24 protein-coding genes are annotated in these 25223 nt (G+C 28.8%); 4 read left to right on the top strand and 20 right to left on the bottom strand.

The genetic code is table 11. The annotated features are described in order from the left end of the window. Positions 1-11: 11 nt before the first annotated feature. The 6 genes from Q6H37_RS12845 to Q6H37_RS12820 form a co-directional block, all read right to left on the bottom strand. Positions 12-599 carry a SpoIIE family protein phosphatase gene (locus tag Q6H37_RS12845; RefSeq protein ID WP_318742313.1) on the bottom strand — a complete coding sequence of 196 codons (588 nt, stop codon included), beginning with the start codon at positions 597-599 and terminating at the stop codon, positions 12-14. Beyond that, entirely contained in the window at positions 599-1060 is a 462-nt protein-coding gene (locus Q6H37_RS12840; RefSeq protein WP_318742312.1) for an anti-sigma regulatory factor, read from the bottom strand. Before Q6H37_RS12840 ends, Q6H37_RS12845 begins: the two co-directional genes overlap by 1 nt. After that, positions 1060-1455 carry an STAS domain-containing protein gene (locus tag Q6H37_RS12835; RefSeq protein WP_318742311.1) on the bottom strand — a complete coding sequence of 132 codons (396 nt, stop codon included), beginning with the start codon at positions 1453-1455 and terminating at the stop codon, positions 1060-1062. The genes Q6H37_RS12840 and Q6H37_RS12835 overlap by 1 nt, the downstream gene beginning before the upstream one ends. A gap of 17 nt (positions 1456-1472) precedes the next feature. Next, a complete protein-coding gene (locus Q6H37_RS12830; protein ID WP_318742310.1) occupies positions 1473-2279 on the bottom strand; it encodes a PAS domain-containing protein in 807 nt (268 codons plus the stop codon). Positions 2280-2410: 131 nt separating this feature from the next. Next, on the bottom strand, positions 2411-3526 hold the full coding sequence (locus tag Q6H37_RS12825) for a response regulator (RefSeq protein ID WP_318742309.1): 1116 nt from the start codon (positions 3524-3526) through the stop codon (positions 2411-2413). A gap of 33 nt (positions 3527-3559) precedes the next feature. Next, positions 3560-4687, bottom strand: a complete 1128-nt coding sequence (locus tag Q6H37_RS12820) for a sensor histidine kinase (protein ID WP_318742308.1) — start codon at positions 4685-4687, stop codon at positions 3560-3562. 429 nt (positions 4688-5116) lie between these two features. Between Q6H37_RS12820 and Q6H37_RS12815 the strand changes: the two genes are divergently transcribed. Beyond that, the gene (locus Q6H37_RS12815) at positions 5117-6421 is read left to right on the top strand and encodes a PAS domain S-box protein (protein ID WP_318742307.1); all 1305 of its coding nucleotides are present in this window, start codon (positions 5117-5119) and stop codon (positions 6419-6421) included. Positions 6422-6484: 63 nt separating this feature from the next. Here the strand turns inward: Q6H37_RS12815 and Q6H37_RS12810 are convergent, their stop codons facing one another. The 9 genes from Q6H37_RS12810 to Q6H37_RS12770 all read right to left on the bottom strand — a co-directional run bounded on the left by Q6H37_RS12810 (position 6485) and on the right by Q6H37_RS12770 (position 18851). Further along, the gene (locus tag Q6H37_RS12810) at positions 6485-7897 is read right to left on the bottom strand and encodes a HAMP domain-containing sensor histidine kinase (protein WP_318742306.1); all 1413 of its coding nucleotides are present in this window, start codon (positions 7895-7897) and stop codon (positions 6485-6487) included. Continuing rightward, positions 7824-8516 (bottom strand): response regulator transcription factor, encoded by a 693-nt coding sequence (locus tag Q6H37_RS12805; RefSeq protein WP_318742305.1) that lies wholly within the window; start codon positions 8514-8516, stop codon positions 7824-7826. Before Q6H37_RS12805 ends, Q6H37_RS12810 begins: the two co-directional genes overlap by 74 nt. 87 nt (positions 8517-8603) lie before the next feature. Further along, positions 8604-9887 (bottom strand): S8 family serine peptidase, encoded by a 1284-nt coding sequence (locus tag Q6H37_RS12800; RefSeq protein WP_318742304.1) that lies wholly within the window; start codon positions 9885-9887, stop codon positions 8604-8606. A gap of 182 nt (positions 9888-10069) precedes the next feature. After that, the gene (locus Q6H37_RS12795; RefSeq protein WP_318742303.1) at positions 10070-10837 is read right to left on the bottom strand and encodes a hypothetical protein; all 768 of its coding nucleotides are present in this window, start codon (positions 10835-10837) and stop codon (positions 10070-10072) included. A 145-nt stretch (positions 10838-10982) separates the two neighbouring features. Continuing rightward, positions 10983-11345: a response regulator gene (locus Q6H37_RS12790; protein ID WP_318742302.1), complete on the bottom strand. Its 363-nt coding sequence runs from the start codon at positions 11343-11345 to the stop codon at positions 10983-10985. A 39-nt stretch (positions 11346-11384) separates the two neighbouring features. After that, positions 11385-14222, bottom strand: a complete 2838-nt coding sequence (locus Q6H37_RS12785; RefSeq protein ID WP_318742301.1) for a response regulator — start codon at positions 14220-14222, stop codon at positions 11385-11387. Positions 14223-14238: 16 nt separating this feature from the next. After that, complete coding sequence (locus Q6H37_RS12780) at positions 14239-15309, bottom strand: HD-GYP domain-containing protein (protein ID WP_318742300.1); 1071 nt, start codon at positions 15307-15309, stop codon at positions 14239-14241. A 243-nt stretch (positions 15310-15552) separates the two neighbouring features. Then, the gene (locus Q6H37_RS12775; protein ID WP_318742299.1) at positions 15553-17253 is read right to left on the bottom strand and encodes a methyl-accepting chemotaxis protein; all 1701 of its coding nucleotides are present in this window, start codon (positions 17251-17253) and stop codon (positions 15553-15555) included. A gap of 173 nt (positions 17254-17426) precedes the next feature. Then, positions 17427-18851 (bottom strand): PLP-dependent aminotransferase family protein, encoded by a 1425-nt coding sequence (locus Q6H37_RS12770; protein ID WP_318742298.1) that lies wholly within the window; start codon positions 18849-18851, stop codon positions 17427-17429. Positions 18852-19003: 152 nt separating this feature from the next. Between Q6H37_RS12770 and Q6H37_RS12765 the strand changes: the two genes are divergently transcribed. Then, positions 19004-19501 carry a peptide deformylase gene (locus tag Q6H37_RS12765; protein ID WP_318742297.1) on the top strand — a complete coding sequence of 166 codons (498 nt, stop codon included), beginning with the start codon at positions 19004-19006 and terminating at the stop codon, positions 19499-19501. Positions 19502-19571: 70 nt separating this feature from the next. Here the strand turns inward: Q6H37_RS12765 and Q6H37_RS12760 are convergent, their stop codons facing one another. Further along, positions 19572-20411: a hypothetical protein gene (locus Q6H37_RS12760; protein WP_318742296.1), complete on the bottom strand. Its 840-nt coding sequence runs from the start codon at positions 20409-20411 to the stop codon at positions 19572-19574. A gap of 171 nt (positions 20412-20582) precedes the next feature. Between Q6H37_RS12760 and Q6H37_RS12755 the strand changes: the two genes are divergently transcribed. After that, positions 20583-20852, top strand: a complete 270-nt coding sequence (locus Q6H37_RS12755; protein WP_318742295.1) for a hypothetical protein — start codon at positions 20583-20585, stop codon at positions 20850-20852. A gap of 214 nt (positions 20853-21066) precedes the next feature. Here Q6H37_RS12755 and Q6H37_RS12750 read toward each other — a convergent pair whose 3' ends face one another. Together Q6H37_RS12750 and Q6H37_RS12745 are read right to left on the bottom strand one after the other, a co-directional pair. Continuing rightward, on the bottom strand, positions 21067-22035 hold the full coding sequence (locus Q6H37_RS12750) for a D-2-hydroxyacid dehydrogenase (RefSeq protein ID WP_318742294.1): 969 nt from the start codon (positions 22033-22035) through the stop codon (positions 21067-21069). Positions 22036-22139: 104 nt separating this feature from the next. Further along, positions 22140-22487: a helix-turn-helix domain-containing protein gene (locus Q6H37_RS12745; RefSeq protein ID WP_318742293.1), complete on the bottom strand. Its 348-nt coding sequence runs from the start codon at positions 22485-22487 to the stop codon at positions 22140-22142. Positions 22488-22628: 141 nt separating this feature from the next. On the opposite strand from Q6H37_RS12745, the gene Q6H37_RS12740 reads away from it, so the two are divergent. Beyond that, entirely contained in the window at positions 22629-23006 is a 378-nt protein-coding gene (locus Q6H37_RS12740; RefSeq protein WP_318742292.1) for a VOC family protein, read from the top strand. A 71-nt stretch (positions 23007-23077) separates the two neighbouring features. Here the strand turns inward: Q6H37_RS12740 and Q6H37_RS12735 are convergent, their stop codons facing one another. Together Q6H37_RS12735 and Q6H37_RS12730 are read right to left on the bottom strand one after the other, a co-directional pair. Then, a complete protein-coding gene (locus Q6H37_RS12735; protein ID WP_318742291.1) occupies positions 23078-24472 on the bottom strand; it encodes a HAMP domain-containing sensor histidine kinase in 1395 nt (464 codons plus the stop codon). 1 nt (position 24473) lies between these two features. Then, positions 24474-25202: a response regulator transcription factor gene (locus tag Q6H37_RS12730; RefSeq protein WP_318742290.1), complete on the bottom strand. Its 729-nt coding sequence runs from the start codon at positions 25200-25202 to the stop codon at positions 24474-24476. Between the last annotated feature and the right edge of the window lie 21 nt (positions 25203-25223).

Below are 25223 nucleotides of genomic sequence, written 5' to 3'. Positions count from 1 at the left end.
TTCCTAAAGTTCTACATTAAATATTTTAGTACAACGCAGGATGCATCATCATCTTTTTTTCCAAACTTCTCCAAAATTCCTGCAGCAATATTTTCTGCATCTTCCTTTAATAATCCTGCACATTCAAACTCATCAAAATGTTCTTTAATTCCATCTGAATACATAAGTACAATATCATTGGGATACAGTTTCACAATACGTTTTTCAGGATTTGTCATTATGTACCCAACTACCCCATCTCTTGGAACAAGCCTTATGGGCTTTGCTCCAAAAATTCTAAAAGTAATATTACCCACTCCAACATAAGTTAATTCTCCTGTAAAAATATCCAAACAATACATTGCTGCTGCAGCGCCTCTTGTTCCTTCCAAGTGCTTATGAAGTCCTTTCATAAGGTCTATAAGTTCATTTTTATAATTACTTTCTAAATACTTTTTTGCTGAAAGTGCTATCTCTCTTGCCTCAGATCCATGTCCAAGCACATCAATCAATGCAATAAAACACTGATTATCATATTCCTTTATTACTGATATATCACCACATTCCCATTCAGGTCCAAGAAGAGCTTTGAAGCACATCCCTAAATCAACATTTGACATCATCTTATCCATTTTCGTGCAATGACACGAGTTCCCCTTTCCAGTAAAGATTCTATATAAAATTCATCCATAATTCTTTTTACACTTGGCAGTCCCAAACCTAAACTATTAGGTAATGAACTATATTTTTCCTTCATAGCAAGCTTAACATCTCTTATTCCATGACCAGAATCACTAGCATACACTTCAATTCCCTTTTTTTCATAATTTAAGTCTTTAATAATGCTAATGATAATTTCACCTTGCCCAGCATAGCGAATAATATTTGTAGATAATTCTGAAGCTGCTGTGGCAATCATTACTTCATCAGTACACATAAAACCTGCTTTTACTGCCATTTGTCTTGTAAGAAATACTGCATATCCATTATCATAATCCTCTACCAACTTTACGACTTGGTATTCCAATATACTTACATTTTTTCCATGATAAAGACTAAATTTTTCTTCCATTTTATCCATTACCTATTACCTCTATACTTATTTAGTTGAGCATCTGTAATAATCTTAAGCCCATGTTGTAAATTCATTGCAGCTTTTATATTACTCACATCCACATTCAAATCTATTAAAGCAGACACTACTCCAGGCTTCAAACCAACCCATACAACCATAACTCCCATAAGTGAAATTGCCTTTGAAACTTTTTCAAAGGCTTTAAAATTATAAGAATCAAGTACAGATATCATACTAAAATCTAATATTGCACCTTTAATGGAAGATTTATTGGCCATCATCAATATCCTGCTGCTGCCTACTTTTATTTCATCATCTGTAGTATCATTTGGTAAAGTTACAATAAGGCATCCCTCTACTACTGTAACAGATGTATTTAAGCTATTATTAAACTCATCCATTTTCTTCTTCCTTATTATTATTTTTTATTTCTCACTTCTAAATTAAGTATTGTAAAAGCTTCTGCAAGAGCATCACTTAAAGTAGACTTTGTTTTTATATTATCCATATTAATTCCCAGCTGTATTATAGTTTGTGCAACTGCAGGGGTAATACCTGAAAGTATACATTCACAACCCATAAGTTTTGTAGCTCTTGTTATTTTTATAAGATGATTTGCAACTGCAGTATCTACAGCTGCCACACCTTGGATATCCATAATTATGACTTTTGAATAAGTTTCTGCAATTTTATTTAACATGCTATCCATCATATGCTGTGCTCTCATAGAATCTACAACTCCTAACACCGGAAGAACCAGTACTCCATCCCATAATTCTATAGTTGGTGTTGACATTTCTCTTATTGTATGACTTTGTTCCTTTAGTCTTTCTTCATAGTGAACTCTCTCTGTTATATCAATAACGAATTCAAGTCCTCCAATTATATTGCCAGCTTCATCCTTTAAAGGCACTGTATGATATTCAACAGGCTTCTTTAAATCACCTATTATTACTTCATTTCTTGCAGAATACATATTACCGGTTTCTATTGCTTTGCGCATACGACATTCATCTGTATTACAATGTAAAGAATTCCAAAAGTCACAACATTTTTTTCCAGAGATATCTTCCCATTTTTTGTTGATAATCTTTTTACCAGCATAATTTATATAAGTTATTCTCAACTCTCTATCTACAGCCATTACTGTAGTTGGAATTTGATCTAATATTTGCATTTTAATCATAGTATTCGCTTCTTCAAAATTTTGAACAATGTTCTCCATAATTTTTTACTCCTTAATGTTTATAACTTTTATAAAATAATTGCTTAAGATATGTATTAACTATATTATACATACATAATATTATTATGATAATGAAAAATATTAAGTTTATACCAGGAAAAAAACTAGATTTAACCATTTTCTTTATCTGTACATGTACAACTAGCTTTGAATTTAGAAGGAGTCATTGTTGTATACTTTTTAAATAATCTTCCAAAATATTCAACATCTTTATATCCTAATTTGCTAGCAATTTCATAATTTTTTATATTACTATTATGTAAAAGCATCTTTGCCCTCTCCATTTTAACCATAGTTATATATTCCACAAGTGAATTCCCTGTTTTTTCTTTATATAACGTACTTAGATAAGATTGATTTAAAAACATATGATCCGCAATAATTCTAACTGAAACTTCAGTATCCATACGTTCAAGAACTATTTTACATATGTTGCGAACCATACTATTCATTTCACTTCCAAACTGAAATTTTTTTATATCCATAATAAGTTTTCTTATTATTCCTAAAAAAATTGTTTTCATATCTGAAAAACTTAATGTTTTTGTAAAATCAATATCAGTATATTTTGATATACATACAAGTTTCGGTAGCCATGGATAAATTTCTTTCAAAGCTTCAATTAAAGTTGATGTAACCCTCTTTAACACATATTCAACTTTTAGTGAATCATAATCAACTGCAGCTCCAATTGTTTCAACTAAATTGAATGCCACTTCTATAACTTTTACATCTACATCTTTAAATAGATTGATTATTTTTTCAACATCTTCTGGAGCATAAAAAATTTCTAATTTTTCTTCAAGTTCATTTTCTAATTTTTTTACTTTTTCTTCTTCAAGTTTCTTTTTTTCTATATATTTGGCAACTTTTACAAGTAAACCTTCTATTTTTTCTTCATCTATAGGTTTTACGATATAATCAAAAGCTCCATATACAATACCTTGGCGTGCATATTCGAATTCACTGTATTCACTTAATAAAACAACGCAATAACTCAATTTCTTATCAATAATTTTTTTTAAAAGCTCTATACCATCTGCAATTGGCATTTTGATATCTGTAATTACAAGGTCTACCTTTTTTTCTTTCAACTTTTTAATAGCATCTTGTCCATCTTTTGCTTCTTCTGCAACAATAAATCCAGTGCGCTTCCCCCATATTTTTAAACTTTTTAATTCTCTCCTCATAATTTCCATATCATCTACAATCATAACCTGAAACAATCTAATTTACCTCTTTTCACTAAAATGCATAAATTAATCAATATCAACTGGTAAAGTAAAATATACTGTTATTCCTTCATTTACTTTCCCCTCAATCCATGTTTTTCCGCCATGCTTTTGAATTATTTTTCTTACTGTAGCAAGTCCTATTCCATTTCCTTCAAAGTCATCTGATGAATGTAACCTTTGAAAAATTCCAAACAACTTTCCTGAAAACTCCATATCAATTCCTACACCATTATCCCTTACATAGAAAATGTATTCACCTATTCCTCTTTTACACCCAACAACAATAAGTGCTTCTCTCCTATTTTTAGTAAATTTTACAGCATTGGAAATTACATTATTAATAACTTGTTTGAGTAAAACTGCATCTCCTAAAATATTAGGGATTCCCGTTTCAAATTCAAACTTAATAAAACGTTCTGGACAAATAGACTTACATTGTGAAAAAGATGAATTAAACATTTCACTAATATTTACTTGCTCTTTGCAAATATCTAAATGAGCCATTTGGGAATACTCTAGTAATTTTTCAATCATAATAATCATGTTATCACATATATTTTTAACACTGTTAATCATTTCATTTGTATCATCATCCAGTATTTCATTTTTTTCTTTAAGAATTATTTTACTATATGTTTCAATAGCTCTTAAAGGTGATTTTAAATCATGAGATACAGTATATGAAAAAGCTTCAAGTTCACTAACTGCAGCCTGAAGCTCTAATGTTTTCTCATGAAGAATTTTGTTTTTGTCTGACAACTCATGTTGCGCACGCTTCAAAGATAAATGAGTACGCACTCTTGCTTTTACTTCAATAATTTCAAAGGGTTTTGTTATATAATCCACAGCACCCAATTCAAATCCTTTTGCTTTACTCTCTATATCAGTAATTGCAGTTAAAAAAATAATAGGAATATCTTCTGTGCTTTTATTTGATTTAATTTTCCTGCACACTTCGTAACCATCCATTCCAGGCATCATAATATCTAACAAAATAATATCTGGGATTTCCATTTCCACACTTTCCAGTGCAGCTTCTCCATCCATAGCCACAGAAACTTCATAATCATCCCCAAGTGCTTCTACAAGAATATCTAAATTTTCCTCTATGTCATCCACAATTAAAACTGTACATTCTGAAAGTCTTTTCATTAAAAATTTCCTCCTTTAAATCCTACTAACAAAAGACATTAAAATTTATTTAAAATAACTACTCTTTTGCATTTTCAAAATATACCATGTTGGAATACTACCGCAACCATAACACATACGAATATCTCTATTATTTATTATACAGATTTATTCTGAACATTTTCTGAACATTTTAAAGAATATTGTTAGTATTGTTCTTTTCCTCACTATAAATTTCGAACATCTATCACCAACTATTTATAGTTTTACAGTTTAAATTTTAAAGCAAGTTAAATTTTAATATTGTACATCTATAGTTATTTACACATTAAAAGTATATATATAACTAAATTCATAGCTATAATGAAAAATATCACGTTCTTACCAGAAGTTTCTTAGGTCTTATAATAATGTTCTTGCAATTATTGAATATGGGATTTATTATTATGTATGAATTCAACCTATAGCAATGAACTAAGTTCTTACTATGTGAGCATTTTCGTATTGGCACAAAATAATAAAAATAGAACAGGTGAAATTATGGATACTTTTAATACTACAAAAGAATACTTAGACTTAATTGAAAAATACAAGTTAATTGCAGAAAACATAGATGAATGTATATGGTTATTTGATTTAGCAAATAAACGTTTCAAATATATTAGTCCTTCTATTTTTAATTTAAGAGGATTGACCGTAGAAGAAGCAATGAATGAAAAGCTTGAAGATTGTCTTACCCCTGAATCACTAAAAAAAGTAAAATCTCAAGGTATTAATAGATTACCACAATTCTTACATGGAGATAGAGGTGAAAATATTGCATCAAGTATTGATGAATATGATCAATATTGTAAAGATGGTACAATAAAAACAATAGAAATTTCAACTAAACTTATACTTAATAAAGAAACAAATAATGTGTATGTTTTAGGTGTATCAAGAGATGTAAGTTATAGGAAGAGTTTAAATAAGAAAACTGATTGTAAATCAGAAAATTCCTTTAATACTGTTCATGGACTTTTAGGTATTGATAAAGGTCGTGTATATTGCTTTGGTAAATTATTAGTTTATGGAAACAGTAGTAATTCTCCTGTGAAATGGCGTACAAAAAAATCTGAAGAACTATTTGCCTATTTACTGCAAAATAGAGGACAAGAAATTTCTAAATGGAAAATTTGTGACACTCTTTGGTCAGAATGTGATCCTAATAAAGTTAATAATCGATTACATACAACCCTATATAAAATGAAAAAAACTTTAAATTCAGCTAATATAAACTTTAATATTAAATTTATTAACGGTTGCTACTGGTTTAATCTTCCTGATGCATATATTGACATTGCAGAATTTGATTCCGCTATAACTTCTGATATGATTATAAATGATGATACAGTAAAAAAGTATAAAAAAATTTTTCTACTATATAAAAATCGTTATCTAGATGGAACTGACTTTGTTTGGTCCTTCGCTCAAATGGAATTATATTCAATAAAATATCATAAATTAGTAAGATGTTTAATAGATTACTACATGAAAAAAAATAGCTATATTGACGCTAAAAGAATAGTTCATAATGTTTTAGAAATATATCCTTTAGATGAATATGCAAATGAAATATGCTTAAAATTACATTTAATCCTTAAGGATAGAATATCGTTTATAAATCATTATAAATATGTACAAGAACTATATAAAGCTGAATTAGGAATTGAGCCAAGTTCTGCTATACAGAAGCTATATAATTCTATAAAATAAGAAACTAGGTATCATTAATATGCCTAGTTTCCTATTTTGCTATTTTAATAATTTATTTTTAATTTAATAAGTTCTTATAAGCATTTTAAAAATCACCTTATCATCTTTTATACTTCCTTCTGCATATCCATTATGAAGTCTTAATATTTCTTTAACAATAGATAATCCTAATCCACTTCCTTCCGAATTTCTAGATTTATCTTTTTTATATTGCCTTTTAAAAAAGTTTTGTATATCGTCTTTGGATACATGATCTTTTGGTACATTACCTACAGATATAACAGAAAAAGTATCTTTTCTTATTCTTTCTTTATACACTTTTATGTTAACCTCTGTGCCTTGCTTTGAATACTTTAATGCATTAGATAAAAGATTGCTTACAGCTCTGACTAATAATTCCCCATCACCTTTTACTTGAATTGGTTCTTCCGCTAAACTTGAACATATTTTTAAGTTCTTATATTGAAAAACAGGTTCTTCTTCCTCAACTAGCTGTCTTACCAATTCTTGAATATATATAGTATTACTATTAACTTCAATATCTCTAGAGGATAACTTGGAATATTGAAAAAAATCATCCAGCATAGATTTTAAAAATAAGCTCTTACTGGTTACTTTGTCTATATAGCTTTTAAATTCACTATCATCCTTATATTTTTGTTCTTTTATCATATTTAAATATCCTAATATAGAGGTTAAAGGCGTTCTTAAATCATGAGAAATATTTGTTAAAAATTCCTTTCTCTTTTCATCTTCAATTTCAAGTTCTGATGCCATATAATTTATATCTTCTGCTAGTTCTCTTAATTCATTTCTATATTTTAGCTGTACTCTATAAGAAAGTTTTCCTTGAGTAATAATCTTAATAGATTTCTTTATATTTACTATGTAATTTATTCTTCCTAAACTAAGTAAACTAAAAATTATTATAAATGTAAAAATTGCTATTAAAATTGTTGTAAATTCATTATCGCTTCTACCTAATGATGAAAAATACACATAGTATCCATCCTTTAGATAATCACAACCTGTTATTAGAGACATATTTTTATCCACTTTTAAATTTAAAATTTCCCTTTTACCATCTATAATTTTATTTGCGTCTAATCTTTTTATATCCTTATTGGAGGATGCAATAACTTCTCCATCCTTTTTTACAATATAAAAGTTGAATCCATGCTCAATACTCATAGCATTAAATTTTTCACAAATATTCTTATCATTTAAATTGATTTTTTCAATATCTTTTTTAAAGTAATGTGAATAAAGAGAATTAACCCATGCAATTTTTTCTTGATCACTTTTATTAGACTGTATTATAGGATTCTTTTGCAAATAAAAAAATGCTGATACTGAAATTATTAGAGCTATAAATGCAAATAAGGTAAATTCTACTTTTAAACTAGCTATCCTTTTCAATTTTATACCCAACTCCCCAGATAGTTCTAATATACCTGCTTTCTTTAAACTTATCACCTATTTTTTCCCTTAAATTTCGTATATGTACTAATACACTATTATCATTTTCTAAGAAAGCATCTTTCCATACAAGTTCATAAATTGTTTTAGTAGAATAAACTCTTCCTTTATTTGAAGCTAAAATATATAATATTTCAAATTCCTTCGGGGTTAATCTTATATATTTTTCTCCCTTCTTAACACTATATTCTTCTTGGTTTATTTCCAGATCCTTAACCTTCAAAATACACTTCTCATCTTTATCAAAATTTTTACATGTTCTTTTTAAAATAGCGCGAATTCTAAAAGAAAGTTCTGTAAAATCAAAGGGTTTAACTACATAATCGTCACATCCTTTAATAAAACCAGAAACCTTGTCCATTTGTTCTCCTTTTGCTGTTAAAAATATTACTGGAATGTCTGTGAATTCCCTCATTTTAGAAATAGTTTCATATCCATCTAAGTTTGGCATCATTATATCTAATAAAACAAGTGAAAAGTTATCACTCCTTATAAGTTCAAGTGCTTTATATCCATTTTCCGCACACTTTACTTCATATCCCTCTTTAAAAAAATAATCAAACATCATTTCTCTTATATCATTATCATCATCAACAATTAATATTTTTTTATTCATTATAATCACCTATACCTAAATAATATAATGCTATTATACTATTTATAGGTAAAATTGTATAATAATATTATATTCATTTTAAAGTTATTACTTTTCTTTTTGTAGCTTGTCTATTAGTCTCTCAACATTTATAATGGTACCATATTTGTATTTTTTACCATCCTTTTCTATAGTTTTCACGTCACCTGTAGCTATTGCTTCTTTAAAAAAAAGCTCTGGAGTAATATCTGATTTAACTTGACAAGCTAATGCATAAACCCCTGCTACATATGGAATTGACCAACTTAACCCTCCTAATCTGTAGAAAACATAATCAGAATTTCCAGTAGGACTTGCAACACATCTGCTGTCCATAGGTGTCATAATAGTATTATTTACTATTTTGTCACACTCTTCAGGTCTATGTTCATAGAACTCTTTCCAAAATAGACCTATACCATAGCTATCAAGTTTATCTGGATCACTTAATGGTTCTCTTCCAAGTCCTCTTAAGTTTATATTATAATACCTATCTAAGCTTGAGGAAACTACTAATACACCTTCATTTTTAGCTCTTTTTACTGCTGCATCTACTTCTTTAAATCCTTTTTGTCCTGGCTCCCAACCTATTGATATAGATATTACTCTTATTTTTTCATCTTTAGGAAGTGCTTTATTTATTTCAAGTACCCTATCAATAGACTTTGCTAAATAGGTAAAGTCCCAACCATATTTTGAAAACATGCTTATTGGAGTTCCATTTGTAAAAGAAACTCCAATATAATATAAATTAGCCTTTGGTGCAACTCCAACATTCTTGCCTGCCAATATGGAACTAATGGCACATCCATGCATAGCTGCTCCTTCTTGTGATGCATGGAGTTCTTCATAAAACTTTAATCTATCTTTATATTCTTCATGACTTGTTAAAAGCATTCCATCAAGTACAGCAACACCTACACCTTTACCAGTAACACCTTTATCATGTACTCTTTTCACATTTAGTCCTGGATTTTTTCCATACTCCATAATAGCCTCAGGATTAAATTCTTTAGGCAGTGATTTAGGCCATTTTGTTTTACTATCAAAATCAGCATACATAAGATCATTAAGCCTATCCAAAACATTTAAATGTGAAATGTCAGCACTTCTTAAATCTACTTGAAACATCCTCTCAGGATTTTTATTATATGAAGGTAATTTTTTTAATTTACCTTTATCAAAATTTGCTGTTTCAGGTCTCCTAGCTATTCCACTATTACCATTAACAGGAGACGTCTTAAAAGATGTAAGCGGCAGATACATCACTATCAAAGCAATTACTACCAATATGCTTGAAATTACAATTAATACTTTTTTCTTATTTATATTTTTTTTACTTTTACTAAACATAAATTTACTTCCTTTCTCCAATGCAGATATGCACTATATTTTTAATTTCAATTAATATTTTAAGGTGTAAATATTTATATTTTGTATAGTAAAAATAAAGAAAAAATAAAGATTTGAATTTAAAAATAATATAACCTTTTGTAAACATACGCTTACAAAAGGTTATCAATTTTAATATAAACTTAATAATCACTATAAATGTCAATTTTTTTAGAAAATTCCTTAATGGATCCAATGTTTATAGGCTGCTTTACAAGTGTATCCATCAATGATTTATTTTTAATATTAATTATAATTCTCCCTTCTGCTTGGTGAGAAAAAGATTTATCTTTAAAAAATAGTTCTTTTGGACATTCTAATTGATTGCAAAAAGCTACACTCTTATCCACATATTCAATAGGTTGATCTAATATTTCTGATTCTTGAACCCCCATAGATATAAGCTTTTTCTTTATCATTTTTATAAATTTATTACCATCGTTAATTATCACTATGGCTGGTCGTTCTTTTTTATCTAAAAGCATTATTTGCTTACTTGTCATTCCATATTCAAAGTCTTCAAAGTATCTACCCATGGCATTGGCTAAAAAAGTTCGTCTGCTTTCTTCTTTCCTACTCTCAAAATAATTTGATTTAAATGTATAAAAACAAAAGGCCGGCATATACATTACACTCTTACGTCTAAAATATATTAGTTTATCATTAATTTCAAATTCAACATCATCATATTGTTTATGAAAAGATATCATTGAATTAATATCTAATATATTACAAGCAGCAAATGATCCTTCATACACGTCTCCTTGTCCCTGTCCTTTTTTCTTTGCTATGTCTACCCAGTTCTGAGCACAGTTAAACATTATAGTTCCTTTTTCTATTAAATCGTTTGCATATTTAACTCTAGTACATTTAAGAAATGCATAACTTTTATCTAAATGTTCCCATTCCATATTTTAATATAACCTTTCTTTAAATAAACTTTGTATTATTATAAGGCAAGATTCTAATATTACCAGTAAGCAGCTGTTTAAACTGCCTACTAGTACTTATCAATATACATGGTGGAAGCAATACCTATAGAAAAATTATATAATTTTATTTATATTCTTCTAATGCCTTCAATAAAGTTTCAGTAGTAAAAGGTTTCTTAACATAACCTTTTGCTCCTGATGCTATACATTCATCCTTCACTTCTTCATGTCCTACTGCTGACATGATAATTACAACTGCTTCAGGATCAACTTGCATTATATCACTTAATACATGCATACCATCCATTTTAAACTCCGACATGTTCAAATCTAAGAGTACGATATCTGGTTTTTCATCTTTAAATATTTCTATTGCATCTTCTCTTCCTGATGCTTCAAAGGTGTTAAAAAAGCCTCCTTTTTCAATAATTTTTTTCACAAACATTCTCATATATGAGGAATTATCAACTATTAATACCTTTTTCATATCAAAAACTCCTTTACATCTCTGATTTTTAAAGTTCTTCTAGCAGAATAAAGCTTTTATTTCAGCAAAAATCCTACCACATTCATCTCCCTCGTGTTTGAAAGCAGCTGCTTCTAACTTTATTGCCAATTCATGAATAGACATTATTCTTAAAGTTCCAGAAGAACCTTTTAACTCATGAGTCACCCCTGCCAATTTATCAAAATCCTTGTCATCAATGGCACGGTTAATATCTGCCAATAAATCAGGTAGACATCTTGTATATTCTTCAAGTATTTCTCTTGCATCAGCTTTTTCAAGTCCTGTAATTTGAACAAAATAATCAATATTGTTATCTATTATTTTATTATAATCAGGCACAATTTCACTCTTTTTAGTATTCGACTCTATCATTTTAAACATAATATCAAAATTAATGGGTTTACTTATATAAGCATCCATTCCAGCTTCAATACATTTTTCTGAGTCACCTTCCATAGCATTGGCAGTCATTGCAATAATTGTAGTATGCTTTTTATCTCCTTCTAAAATCCTTATTTTAGATGTACATTCATAACCATCCATTACTGGCATCTGGCAATCCATAAAAACAACATCATAATCTTTTTCTGATACTGCTTTTAGTGCTTCACTGCCATCTACTGCCACATCACAAGTCATGTCATGTAGTTTAAGTATATTTATAACTATTTTACGGTTCATTGCATTATCTTCAACTAATAAAATCTTAGGTTTTAACTCATCCTTAACTTCTCTAACTATATGTTTGGTTACAACTTCACATTCTTCCTCATCTTCTTTTTTAAGTCCAAGCACCATGGCAATACAATTAAGTAAATCATCCCTTTTCACAGGTTTGCCCAAATAACATGAAAAGCCATGCTCTTTTGCACTCTTTGTCTCTCCCTTTTGATTTACAGAAGTTAGAAGTACTAACTTAACATCCTTTGCAAAAGGTATTGTTTTCAATGTGGTTGCTAGTTCATATGCACTCATATCTTTCATTTGATAATCTATGATAGCAATATTTATTTTATTTTTTGTATTTGCTTTTGAAATAATTGTAGTAATAGCAGTAGCTGCATTCTTAGCTTCAAATACCATAAGTCCAGTTTCTTGAAGATATGAACCTACAATTTTTCTATTATTATCATTGTCATCAACAACTAAAACATTCATACCACGAAGCTTTTCAAAGTCAAATTTCTGCACCGAAGCTCCTTTTACAATGTTTAATTTTACATTAAATTTAAATGTAGATCCTTCCCCTACTATGCTTTCTACTTGGATTTTACCGCCCATCATCTTTACTAACTCACTAGATATAGCAAGTCCAAGACCTGTTCCTCCATACTTTCTAGTAGTAGAAGCATCTGCCTGACTAAAAGATTTGAAAATAGTGTTAATATGTTCCTTACGAATTCCAATTCCAGTATCCTTTACTTCAAAATTAAGAAACGCTATTTTATTCTCTTCCTTTAAACAATCAACTTTGATAGAAATTTCACCCTTGCTTGTAAATTTTACTGCATTACTTATTAGATTGTTTAAAACCTGTCTAAGCCTTGATGGATCACCAATAACCTCTTCAGGAACATTAGGATTAATCATGGTATAAAGCTCTAGATTTTTTTCTGCAGCCTTGGGGGCAAGTAATGAAACTGCATCTTCAATAGAATTCCTCAAATTAAATTTAATTTTTTCCATGGTTAGCTTTCTAGCTTCAATCTTTGAAAAATCCAATATATCATTAATGATATGTAATAATATTTCTGAAGCAGATTTTGCTTCACGTATAAATTCTTTTTGCTCCAAGGATAAATTAGTTGCTTGCATAAGCTCAAGAAATCCAAATATTCCGTTCATAGGTGTTCTTATTTCATGAGACATATTGGCAAGAAATCGGCTTTTTGCTGTATTAGCTGCTTCTGCTTGTTCTTTTGCCTTGTACAATTCTTTTTCTGCCAACCTTTGTTCTGTAATATCATTAGCAGTGCAAATAAGATACTGAATATTACCTGTATCATCTCTTTGAGGTCTACTTTTAATTTTAAGCAGTCTATTTTCGCCTTTAAAATTTTTAATTTCAAGTTCTTTTTCTGCTGGTTCACCCTTTCGGAATAATTCCCAATTACTTTTAGAAAGCTTATTTGCAGTATCTATATCAAATATATCGTATAAATCTTGATATTCTAAATCACTTTTTGTCTTTCCAAAAAACTTTGCATGAGCCTCATTTGCAGTTGCATAGGAAGTAACATTGCTTAAAGCCCAAATTTGTGATTCAGAATTATTAAGCAAAATTGATTGTCCATTAATGTCTTTTTCATATGCTTTTTCTTTCTCTATTCTTGCTTTTGTATGTGAAAATGCTTTTGAAATATCTCCTAATACCCTAATTTGATCTTCTTTCCAAATTGTAGACTTTAGCAAGCTTTCATATCCTATAAATCCAATTAATTTATTTTCACTTTTTAGTGGAATTATAAGAAAAGATTTTACTCCTTCCTTTGAAAAGGTTTCTATTTCCGATATTGCTTCATCTGGAATCTCATTTATGTCATTTATTACAACATCATTGCTATTTTTGATTTTCCGAATTAACCATGGCAAAGCATAAACTACCTCTTCCTCGTTAAATTCTCTTTTAGGTCTTACTTCCTTCCTATTCCATTGACATTCTATTTTCATAAAAGTAGGATCTTTGGAAAAATAATATATATAAATTCTATCCAAATCAAAAAATAAACCTATTTCCTCCAATGATTTTTTTAATTCAATATGATAATTAGTACTATGTATATCTAAGAACTTCTGAAAATTACTATTAACTAGCTTCAGACAGTCAATATTTATACAATTATCTTCACCATTCATAAAATCCCCCCTAAATTTAAAGCTCACAAGTTTTTGAAATAAAAAGAGTTAATTCTTCTAATAAATCTATTTCATAAGGCTCTGAAAGTAAATTTCCTGATTTGTCATATATAACTTTTACCACTGGTCTCGTTGGCATTGAGTTATTTTGCTTTATTACTAACCCCTTTTCACTTGAACTTAACATAACTCCACTTCCAGTTGGAAATGCAGCTATGTTCATAGTAAATTTTCTAACCATTTCTACATCGAAATAAGTATTACTCGTGCCTACAAGATATTCAATAACCTCACTGACACTTTTGGCTTCCCCATTATTTCTGCCTGATATCAAATTATCAAATACATCACATATAGATACCATTTTTGCAATTTGATTTATCTCATCACCTTGTAATTTTAAAGGATATCCACTTCCATCGCTTCTTTCATGATGCATTAACGCAACTACCTTTACAGTTGCATTCCAAATATGCTGATCTCCTAAAAAATCATAGCCAACTCTTGGATGCATAAGTGTAATATATTTCTCCAATTCTTCTTTAGTTTTGAATTCTGATAAAAGTTTCTTATCCTTCAAAATTTTTATCTTACCTATATCATGTAGCAATGCACCAGTTGCTATATCCTTAAGCTTTAATGGACTGTATCCCATATGAGTTCCTATTATTGTAGCTAATACACAAACATTTACGGAATGGGAATATATGTTATTATCACTTGAACTTATTTCTGCAACATTTATCAAAACATCTTTATTTGATACTACATCCTCAATTACTGAATTAACTGAATTCATAACACTGCTATCATCAGTTTTACCTTCACGGCAATACTTTCCAATCATTTCCTTAACAGCATTTTTACTCATTTGTCTTGTCTTTTCAGAAATACTTTCTTCAATAACCACATTTTTTGATATATCATCATCAATATATACTGAAATAATTCCAAGTTCTTTAATTTTTTCTATATAATAAGGCTTTAATTGTACTCCAACATTAAGTAAAACCCTGCCTAATTCATCGTAAATCTGCCTTCCAAGGACTTCATCCCCCTTCAGGCTAGAGACACCAACAACTCTCATATATACCTCCAAATGAAATAATTAATTTTTTCTAGATAATGAAGATTTCTTATAAAAAATATATTTTATACTAAAAATACGCTCTTAATACTGATTATTTTAAATATAAATATAAACAAATTATATAATAAGCATATAATTTTTTTTGCACTTGTAATAAATTCTACAATTCAACCTTAATTCCTTTATTTATAGAATATATTTTAATTAAATCATTCATGATACATAATTATCGGTTTTCTATTATACTCTAAATCCAGAAACTATTTCTTTTAATTTTCTTGACATTTCTGATAAATTTTCTGTAGTTCTTTCAACTTCATTCACAATACTCAATTGTTCTTCAATACTTGCACTTATATTTTCAGTTCCTGCTGCTATTTCACTTGAGTTAGCAGCTATAGTATTTATAGCCATTTCCATTTCTTTGGTACTTTCAACTTGAGTTTCTGTAGATTTATCAATTTCTTCTACCTCACTTACAATCTCTTGTGTATTTTCGATTATATTCTGCATGATTTGTCCAACTTCAGAAGCTTTGTTAACTCCAAGAGATACTTTTTCTTCTACTTTGCTAACTGAACATACAGCTGAAGCAGATTTTAACTGATTTTCTTTTATTAAATCAGATATTTGCTTAGCTGCAGAATTACTTTCATCTGCAAGCTTTCTTATTTCATCAGCTACTACAGTAAAGCCCTTTCCAGCTTCGCCAGCACGTGCTGCTTCTATTGCTGCATTTAGTGCTAACATGTTAGTCTGTTCTGATATACCTGTTATAATTTGAATGATATCTCCTATCTTTTGGGAAGAATTGTCTAATTCACTTATCATAAGAGATACTTGTTTAGAAGAATCTTCTATATCTGTTATAGATGAAACAATTTCAGATATTTTAATTGAACCATTCTCTGCTGATTCTTTTGCTCTTTTACTATTACTTGTAGTATTTTTAGTTGCTAAAGAGGTTGCTTCAGTAAACCTTGCTACTTCTGCAAGATGCGCTGAAGTTTCTTCGGAAACAGCTGCTCCATCAGAAGTGCTGGATGCTATTTCTGCAACAGTGCTTGATATAGTATCAAGTGACTCTGCAGTAGTTTTTGTTGCCATGCTTAATTCTTCACTTGAAGCTGAAATAGTATTGGCAGAACCATATATCTCTTTAATAATCACATGCAGCTTATTAATAAACATGTCAAAATTTGAACTAAGCTCTCCTATTTCATCTTTACTTTCATAACCTATTCTTTGAGTTAAATCTCCATTATTATTGGAAATTTCTTTCAGCCTTTCAGTAACTTTTTTAATTGGAACAACAGTTTCTTTAATTATAATCAAGGATAAAATTCCTGTTATAATTAAGCATACAGCTGCAAGTGATATTATTATAATCATTGTACTTCCAAAAACCTTTTTACTCATTTCATAAGTGGAATTTGCTGATGCAACATGCTTATTTATAATTTCATCAAAAGATGCTACAACAGAAATCTTGGCTTTATCAAGATTAATTGCTTCAGTAGGAGGTCCTTGTTTTGTAATATTTCCAGATTCAGCTATTTTTATGAAAGCTTCCTCAGCTGATATAAATTTATCATAGTTATCAAGTAAGGTTTTATATTCACTATTACTTTTATAGTTTTCTAAAGCTTTATCTACAGCAGTTATATGAGTTGTAAGATCAGCTTTTACAGTCTTTCTTGTGTTATCATCTGTTGCATCCATTAATGAACTAGATTTAGTTCTAATATACTCTATATTGGATTTGGCTTTTTCTAATTCTACAATTGGTGTCAATCTTGATTCACTTAATTGTTTAATTCCATAATTGACCTTTGATACTTGTAATATTGAAGTAATACCCAGTAATAAAAGAAAAATAAAGAAACTAGCAGAAAGTAAACTGATTTTATGTACTATTTTTAAGTTTTTAATAAAATTCATGTTGAATCCCCCTCGCATTTCATTTGTGTAATTATTTTATGGAAACTTAGTCTAAAAGTTGAAAACTTATCTAACCTCCATTTGATGATTTTATTTTATATTGTAAATGTTACAATTTAATCACAATTTCATTGCAATTTAGACTTAGTTTTGTTTCCATAAAATTTGAGGACTTAAAACCATGAATTTTTTAAAAGCTTTATTCCATTTTCTATTTTCTCAGAACTCAAATGTCCATATCCCATTAGTACCATATTAGGTTTCTTATAATTATTTTGATCAAAATAATAAAATGATATAGGGTAAACCTTAACTCCATTTTCTGAAGCTTTATTTATAAGTTCCAATTCGCTTAAATTGTTTTTTACCTGAAGTGCAATATTAACTCCTGAGCTTTCACCATAAACCTGAACATTATCTCCAAATTCTTTTCTTATACAATTTATAAGAAACTGCTGTTTTTTAGCATATATACTTCTCATTTTTCTGAGGTGAGCTTCAAATAAACCTTCTTTCATAAATTCTGCAATGGTAAGCTGATGAATTTTTGATGCAGTTTGATTTATAAAGCTTCCCTTTTCAATAAAAATATTCATTATATTTTCAGGTAAAATCATATAACCAACATGCATTCCAGGAAAAAGAGTCTTAGAAAAGGTTCCAAGATAAATTACTCTATTTTCACTATCCAAATTTCTAAGTGAAGGTATCGGATTTACATTATATCTAAATTCACTATCATAATCATCTTCAATAATATATCCACCACACTTATTAATAAAATTAAGAAGTTTTATACGATTTGAAACAGGCATAGACATTCCTAAAGGGTGCTGATTAGATGGTGTCACATATATAAACTTAGGATTTATTTTAATATCTTCAAGTTTTTCTATATTCATTCCCATTTTTGTTAATTCAATTGGATTTATATTATATCCATACCACTCAAAAACCTTTCTCACAGCTGAAAATCCTGGTTCTTCAAAAGCAATGTTCTTATTGTTTGACTCACTAAATAAATCACATAATATGGCCATTAAGGTTTGAGTTCCTGCACCTATAATTATCTGTTCAGCTGAACAAACCACCCCTCTTGAATTTTTAACATACTCTGCAATCTGATTTCTTAGTTCAAATTCACCTCTAGGATCTGAATAAGCTAATATACCTATGTTTTCTTTTTTCATAACACTTTGCTCAATTTTCCTCCAGTTCGCAAATGGAAAACTTTCCTGATCCACTGAACCAGGTTTAAAATTGTAAGTATATACTTTATCATCTGTATGAATACTCTTTAACTTTTTAAGCTTCAAAGGTCTATTTTCATTTCTAATAGTTTTTATTTGATGTTCTATAGCCTCCACATAATATCCACTTCCATTCTTACTGTAAATATATCCTTCACATAATAGTTGATCATATGCTGCCTGAACTGTATTTCTACTTATACCAAGTCTGTTCTTAAGCTGCATTATGGATTCCAGCCTATCCTCCTTTTTAAGTGTTCCTTCCAGTATAGCTTTTTTGTAAAATTGGTATATCTGAATATAAAGTGGTTTTTCACTATGTTTTTCAATAAATATTGGTATTTCCATAAAAATCATCCCCATAAATTTTATAAAAATTGTACCTTTTTATAGTTACAATTTTATAGTATTATTTTATCAAATTTACAAATAAGATTCCATTTGCTTTTCACCAGCAAATTCTTACACATATTAAACAAATTTATTAGGGAGGTTATATTATGTTAAAAGAAATACTGTTACTTGGAAATGATGCTTTGTATAAAAAAAGCTTACTTGTTGAAAAGGAAGAACTAGATTCAATAAAAGGAACTGTTTTAGATTTGCATGATACTTTAATTGATTTTCGCAAAAAATATAATGCAGGAAGAGCAATTGCTGCTCCACAAATTGGTGTATTTAAAAGATTAATATATATGTATATTAATAAGCCTATAGTTTTTATTAATCCTATATTAAAATTTGACAACAAGGAAATCATGGAAGTAATGGATGACTGCATGTCTTTTCCAAATCTTTTAGTAAAAGTTAACCGTTATAAGGAATGTACTGTTATGTATAAAGATATAGACTTTATAGACAGAACAATAAAATTCCAAGGTGATCTATCAGAATTAATCCAACATGAATATGATCATCTTGATGGCATACTGGCTACAATGAGGGCTATAGACAACAAATCTTTCTATCTAAAAAAGCAAAGCAAGGGAAGCTACTAGCTTCCCTTAAAAATGTATGAGTTCAGTTTAAATATTAAAGTTTTATTTTGTAGCGCAATACTACTTGAACTTATTGCAAAAATATCACTGCAGATGAGTCATCACTTTTTTTAAATCTAGGAAATTTCACTACATCTGCATCCTCATTTTCAATAAGTCTTATAGTCTTATATACTTGATGCAATCCTTGTTTTTCAATAATTGAAATAAGATTATCAGCCTCCATATATTTGTAATTATCAAAAATTGCTGAAAACCCATCGGACATTAATAAAGCCTTTTTACATTCTTCCAAATCCAAATACCCATAGAGAGAATTTTCTACTGCACTTTTATCAAATCCTAATGTCCAGTAACCTTCTGGAGTATTTTTAAGCAATCTATGTTTAATAAGCAGTGGATTTATTCTCTGTCTAGCTTCAATAAAACTTATTCCTTCATTCAACATTAACTTGTTCATTTCAGCTTTAGCTATATTATCCAGTTTATCAAGCAAAGTCTGTTTAATAATACTTGACTTTCCACTATTATTCTCAACTATAAGTGTACAATCTCCAAGTAAAAAATATTCTACTTTATTATTGTTAATTATAGCTATAGAAGCAGCTGGCAAATCAACTTTATCAGGATATTTTGTTGAAGAAATTTTATTAAATTTATTACCTATAAAATCTATTCCGGTAGAAACAATTTCTTTAATATCTTTTGATTTATCTAAAATATTATCTTTAAGATAGTTATTCCATTCATTAACAAACCAATACACATCACCTTTAGAACCTGTCAGATTAGTTTTGTTAAGTCCTGTTGCACCATCTATAACCCAGCCATAATTATTCTCTGCATAAGCAATATCCTCATTAACTCTATCTTCTGACATGGAAATAAAATCATATGTTGAAAACTTCATAAATCATAACCCCTTAATCTTATTGTATATTATTTTGTATTTATTGCATAACCTGACATTTCCAATAATATATTTTTTATATAATCCTTTATATTATATCATAACTCAACTTTCGGACATGCAAAATTTTCAATTAATATAGAAAATAAATGGATTTTTGGAGGTAAAATTATGAACATTTCTTCTAATTACTATAATTATAGCTATTATAATCAAGCTTATCAGATAAATGCCCTTTCAAATCCTCAATTATATATTACACGTACAAGTTCGTCTCCTAATTCAGATTCTTCTGAGGATAAAGTTCAGAAAGTAACTTCAAAATCCTCTATGCACACTGAATATGATAGCAATCCAAGTTTTTCTAACTTAAACTACACTTCAAATTCATTAATAAATTTGCTTAAATTAAAAGGTATTAATTTTTCAAAAAATCCTTAACAATTTAGCATCTGATGTAAAATCTTTAAAAATTTCAGGTGTAAGTTCTCTTATGGGTATTTAAGAAGTATATTATAAAACTAAAAATTTCAAATAATATTTTGAGTCAATTTTACTATAATAAAAAAGTGATAAATACCATTATCACTTTATGCAGCATTTTATTTACTAATATCTCTTACTTATGACTTTATGCAAATTTAATATACTTCTATTAAACTTTTTTCTTGTTAACTCTATAACCAGTTTTAAAATCCACTATATTCTTTAATGGCTGCTGATTTTTAAAATATTCAAGATTTTCAATACTTATGTTGACAATTCTTCTTAAAGTTTCTGGAAGATGAAAAAATCCTGATATGTGAGGAGTAATAATAACCCCTGGCGCATCCCATAATCTGTGTTCAGATGGCAGCGGTTCTGGTTCTGTTACATCAAGACCTGCACCACTAATGATTCCATTTTCAAGAGCATCACACAAATCTTCAGTACATATACAGTTTCCTCTTCCCACATTAAGAATAATTGCATTTCTTTTCATTAAATTAAATTTATCTTTATTAAATAAATGGTGAGTATCCTTTGTCCCAGGAAGACTTAAAGCCACTACATCAGCTTTAGGCAAAAGTTCATCCAAAGCTTCCATTGTATACAATTCATCAATATATTCTGGCTTTTGTCCTTTGGTTCTCTTTACTCCTATGGTATAGCTTCCAAGTGCTTTCATTTTCCTAGCAAAGTCCCCTCCAATGTCACCAAGACCTACAACTAATGTTGTACTTCCTTCTATTGAGGTAACATTTCCTTCATCCTTCCATATATGTTTTTTCTGATTCATATAATATAAATTCAATTTCTTTTTAATTTCAAATAACATACCAAGCATATGTTCAGATATTGCAAGACCATAAGCACCTGATGCATTTGTAAGATATGCTCCTTCAGGGATTACACCAGCTTCGCAATATCCATCAGTACCTGCACTGTTTAATTGAAGCCATTTAAGCTTTTTACTTCCCTTTATGTATTCTGGAGGAACATTTCCAATAATTATATCAGCACTTTTTACAATTTCATCGCTAATTTCTTTATTTGATATAAAAATATACTCCGCTTCTGGCATCTTTGATTTAAGTTTTTCCTTTTCTTCTTCACTTAATGGAATTACAACTAAAATTCTCATATAATATCACTTCCTTCTAGTACCATTATACTATAAATACTATTATAAATTTAATAAGCTAAAACTTTACATTTTCAATTGCATATTATTTCTTTATAGAATGATTACTCATTTTCTTCCATAGAATTTATATAAACTTTTCCCCACTCTCCCATAGTTTTCAATACAGGAACAAAAGAACGTCCCATTTCCGTTAATGAATATTCCACTCTTGGAGGTACTTCCTTATAAATTTCTCTATGAACCAATCCATCATCTTCAAGTTCTCTTAACTGTTTCGCCAGAATTGGTTGAGAAATCTGTTTACATAACCTTTGAAGTTCATTAAATCTCCTTGTTTTTTGACTTAAATGAAATAGTATTATCATTTTCCATTTTCCCGAAATCAAATATTGTACTGTTGCTATTGGACATGATTTATTAGACTGGGGATTTTTTAATATTCTTCCCATTAAAACCTCCTTCCTCCTCAATAGTACTATTTTTGTTAGTATCTAATAAAAAAGTACGTACTTGAATGATTACATCTATTACCATAATATTATAGTAGCTTATAAAGCAGAAATCAATTTTGAAAAGGAGCATGATTACAAATGGAAATAAAAAAAGTTTTAAATCGTTTCTATGTAAATGACATGAAAAAAGCAATAAAGTTTTATGAAAAAATCTTAAATGAAAAATGCAGTAATATATTTAAATATTCTGAAGCAAGCTTAGAACTAGCTACAGTTGGAAATATTTTGATAATAAGTGGTTCTGATGAATCATTAAAGCCATTTAAAGACACTCAAGCAACATTTCTAGTTGACTCCATTACTGAATTTAAAGAATTTTTATTAAATAATGGTGCTGTTATCATTAGAGATTTAAAAATAGTACCCTCAGGAATGAATATGACTGTAAAACATTTTGATGGTACAATAATTGAATATGTTGAGCATAAAGCCAATTTTAACTGGTTAATAAAATAATCATATAAATCTTATTTGAAATGAATGGAGAATCATACAATCAGGCTCCTCCATTCATATTGTTAATCAACTTACAATTCAATCTGTATGCATGTACCAACATTTTGTTTGCTTTTAACATTAATTTCCCCTTCATGTGCTTCTACTATTTGCTTAGCAATTGCCATTCCAAGGCCTGAACCTTTAACACTTACCGAACTTTTTGTACCCCTATAATATCTTTCAAAAAGCTTTTTCACTTCTTCTTCTGACATACCTTTTCCATTATCCTCAATGGTTATATATATTTTGTCCTCTTGTCTTACAGAAACTTTTATTATAGTATCTGGAGCATTATGAATTACTGAATTATATAAAAGATTAGTAAAAGCTCTTCTCAAAAGTGTATTGTCAAAATTAAAGTTTATCCTATCTTCTGTACAATTAAAGATAATATTTCTTTCTTCATATTTAGGATGGTTCAATATGTTTATAATTACTTCCTTTAATAAACGCACTAAATTTTCCTCGCTGCGATTTACAGGAAGCATGCCATTTTTTAATTGATATGTAAAATTCAAATTTTCAACTATATCCTCCACATTTTCTGCATTTCTAAGTATTACTTCTCCATACTTTTTTACATCCAAAAGACTAACATCATATTTAGAATCAGTTAATATTTCCGCATAACCTTTTATTGGTGATAATGGAGTTTTTAAATCATGAGAAATATTAGCTATCCATTCCTCTCTTAAAGTTTGATTTCTTCTTCTCTCTTCTTCACTAGCTTTAAGCTTACTATCTAAAAGATTAAGGCTATAAAGTACATCCTTATACATTCCTTCTTCCTTCATAGGAATATAATCATTTGAAGCAAGCCCTTTTATGCCTGTTGTTATATTAGATAATGTATGATTCATCCATATACCATAAACTGCAACAAGAAGTATAAGCAATATAAATAAACTTAATATAATAAACTTAATCTTCGAAAACTTATCATAATTCACATACATAGTAATTTTTGATATTTTCGCAGGGAAACCTATAATGTACGTCCATTTTTCTCCTCTGTTATTAACACTTCCAACAAACATAGTATAATCCCCTGCACTGTATCCATTTTTGTACAATTGAACTATATCTATTGGAGAATAGTGTTTTAAAGCTCCTTCAGGTTCATTATATTCTAATGCTGAATCTCCATTTTTATCAACAATTTGAAAGGAAAGCTTGTACTCCTTCAATTGACTTACTGCTGAATCTGTAAGCTTTGGTTTACCTTCTTCAAAACTAATTTTTTTATAGAAATTTGATGTGAAGTATCCAGGCCAGCTGCTCCAGTTAGCATAACTGTTTTCACTATACATATTAACATTTAATATATACAATACTATTCCCATAAAAATTGAAATTAAAATAAGAAGACCAATAAAAAATTTAAAATATAAGTTAAATATTATTTTATATCCTGATTTTTTCATTCTATTCCTTTCTTTTTACAAGCTTGTACCCAAGTCCTATTACAGTAACTATAATTTCTGGTTTAGAAGGATTCTTCTCAAGCTTTTCTCTTAAATGTCTTATGTGAACAGAAATTGTATTATCATACCCAATATAATCCTCTCCCCATACTACTTCACATAATCTTTCTTTATTAACTATTTTATTTGAGTTTTCTGCTAAATATAAAAGAAGCTTGTATTCTTTCGCTGTAAGCTTTACTTCTATATCTTCTTTATATACCTGACTGTGAAGCTTATCAATAGTAATATTACTAATTTTTATATTATCATTTACGTTGTCACTAACTTCCTTTATACCATTATACTGCTGTCTTCTAAACTGTGCCTTAATACGAAAAGCAATTTCCTTTGGACTAAAAGGCTTAGTAATATAATCATCTCCACCAATGCTCAATCCAACAATTTTATCAACATCGCTATTTTTTGCTGATAAAAATAAAATTGGACAGTAGGAAAATTGCCTTATTCTTTTACATACTTCTATTCCATCAATATCTGGAAGCATTATGTCAAGCACTATTATATCAGGCTTTTCATCCTCACATATTTTTATACCATCTAAGCCACAATGAGCCTTTCTGATATTCTTAAAGCCTTCCTTTAACAAAATATCTTCTATTAAGTCTGTTATATCTTCTTCATCATCTATAAGTAATATTTTTTTATCTGCATTGTTTACTAAATTCACTCCCAAAACACCTCTTTATAT

The sequence above is a fragment of the Clostridium sp. JS66 genome (assembly GCF_033561535.1).
GTDB lineage: Bacteria > Bacillota > Clostridia > Clostridiales > Clostridiaceae > Clostridium_AM > Clostridium_AM carboxidivorans.
Note: the sequence above shows the minus strand (reverse complement) of the source record. Positions and strands in the feature narration are given on the sequence as shown.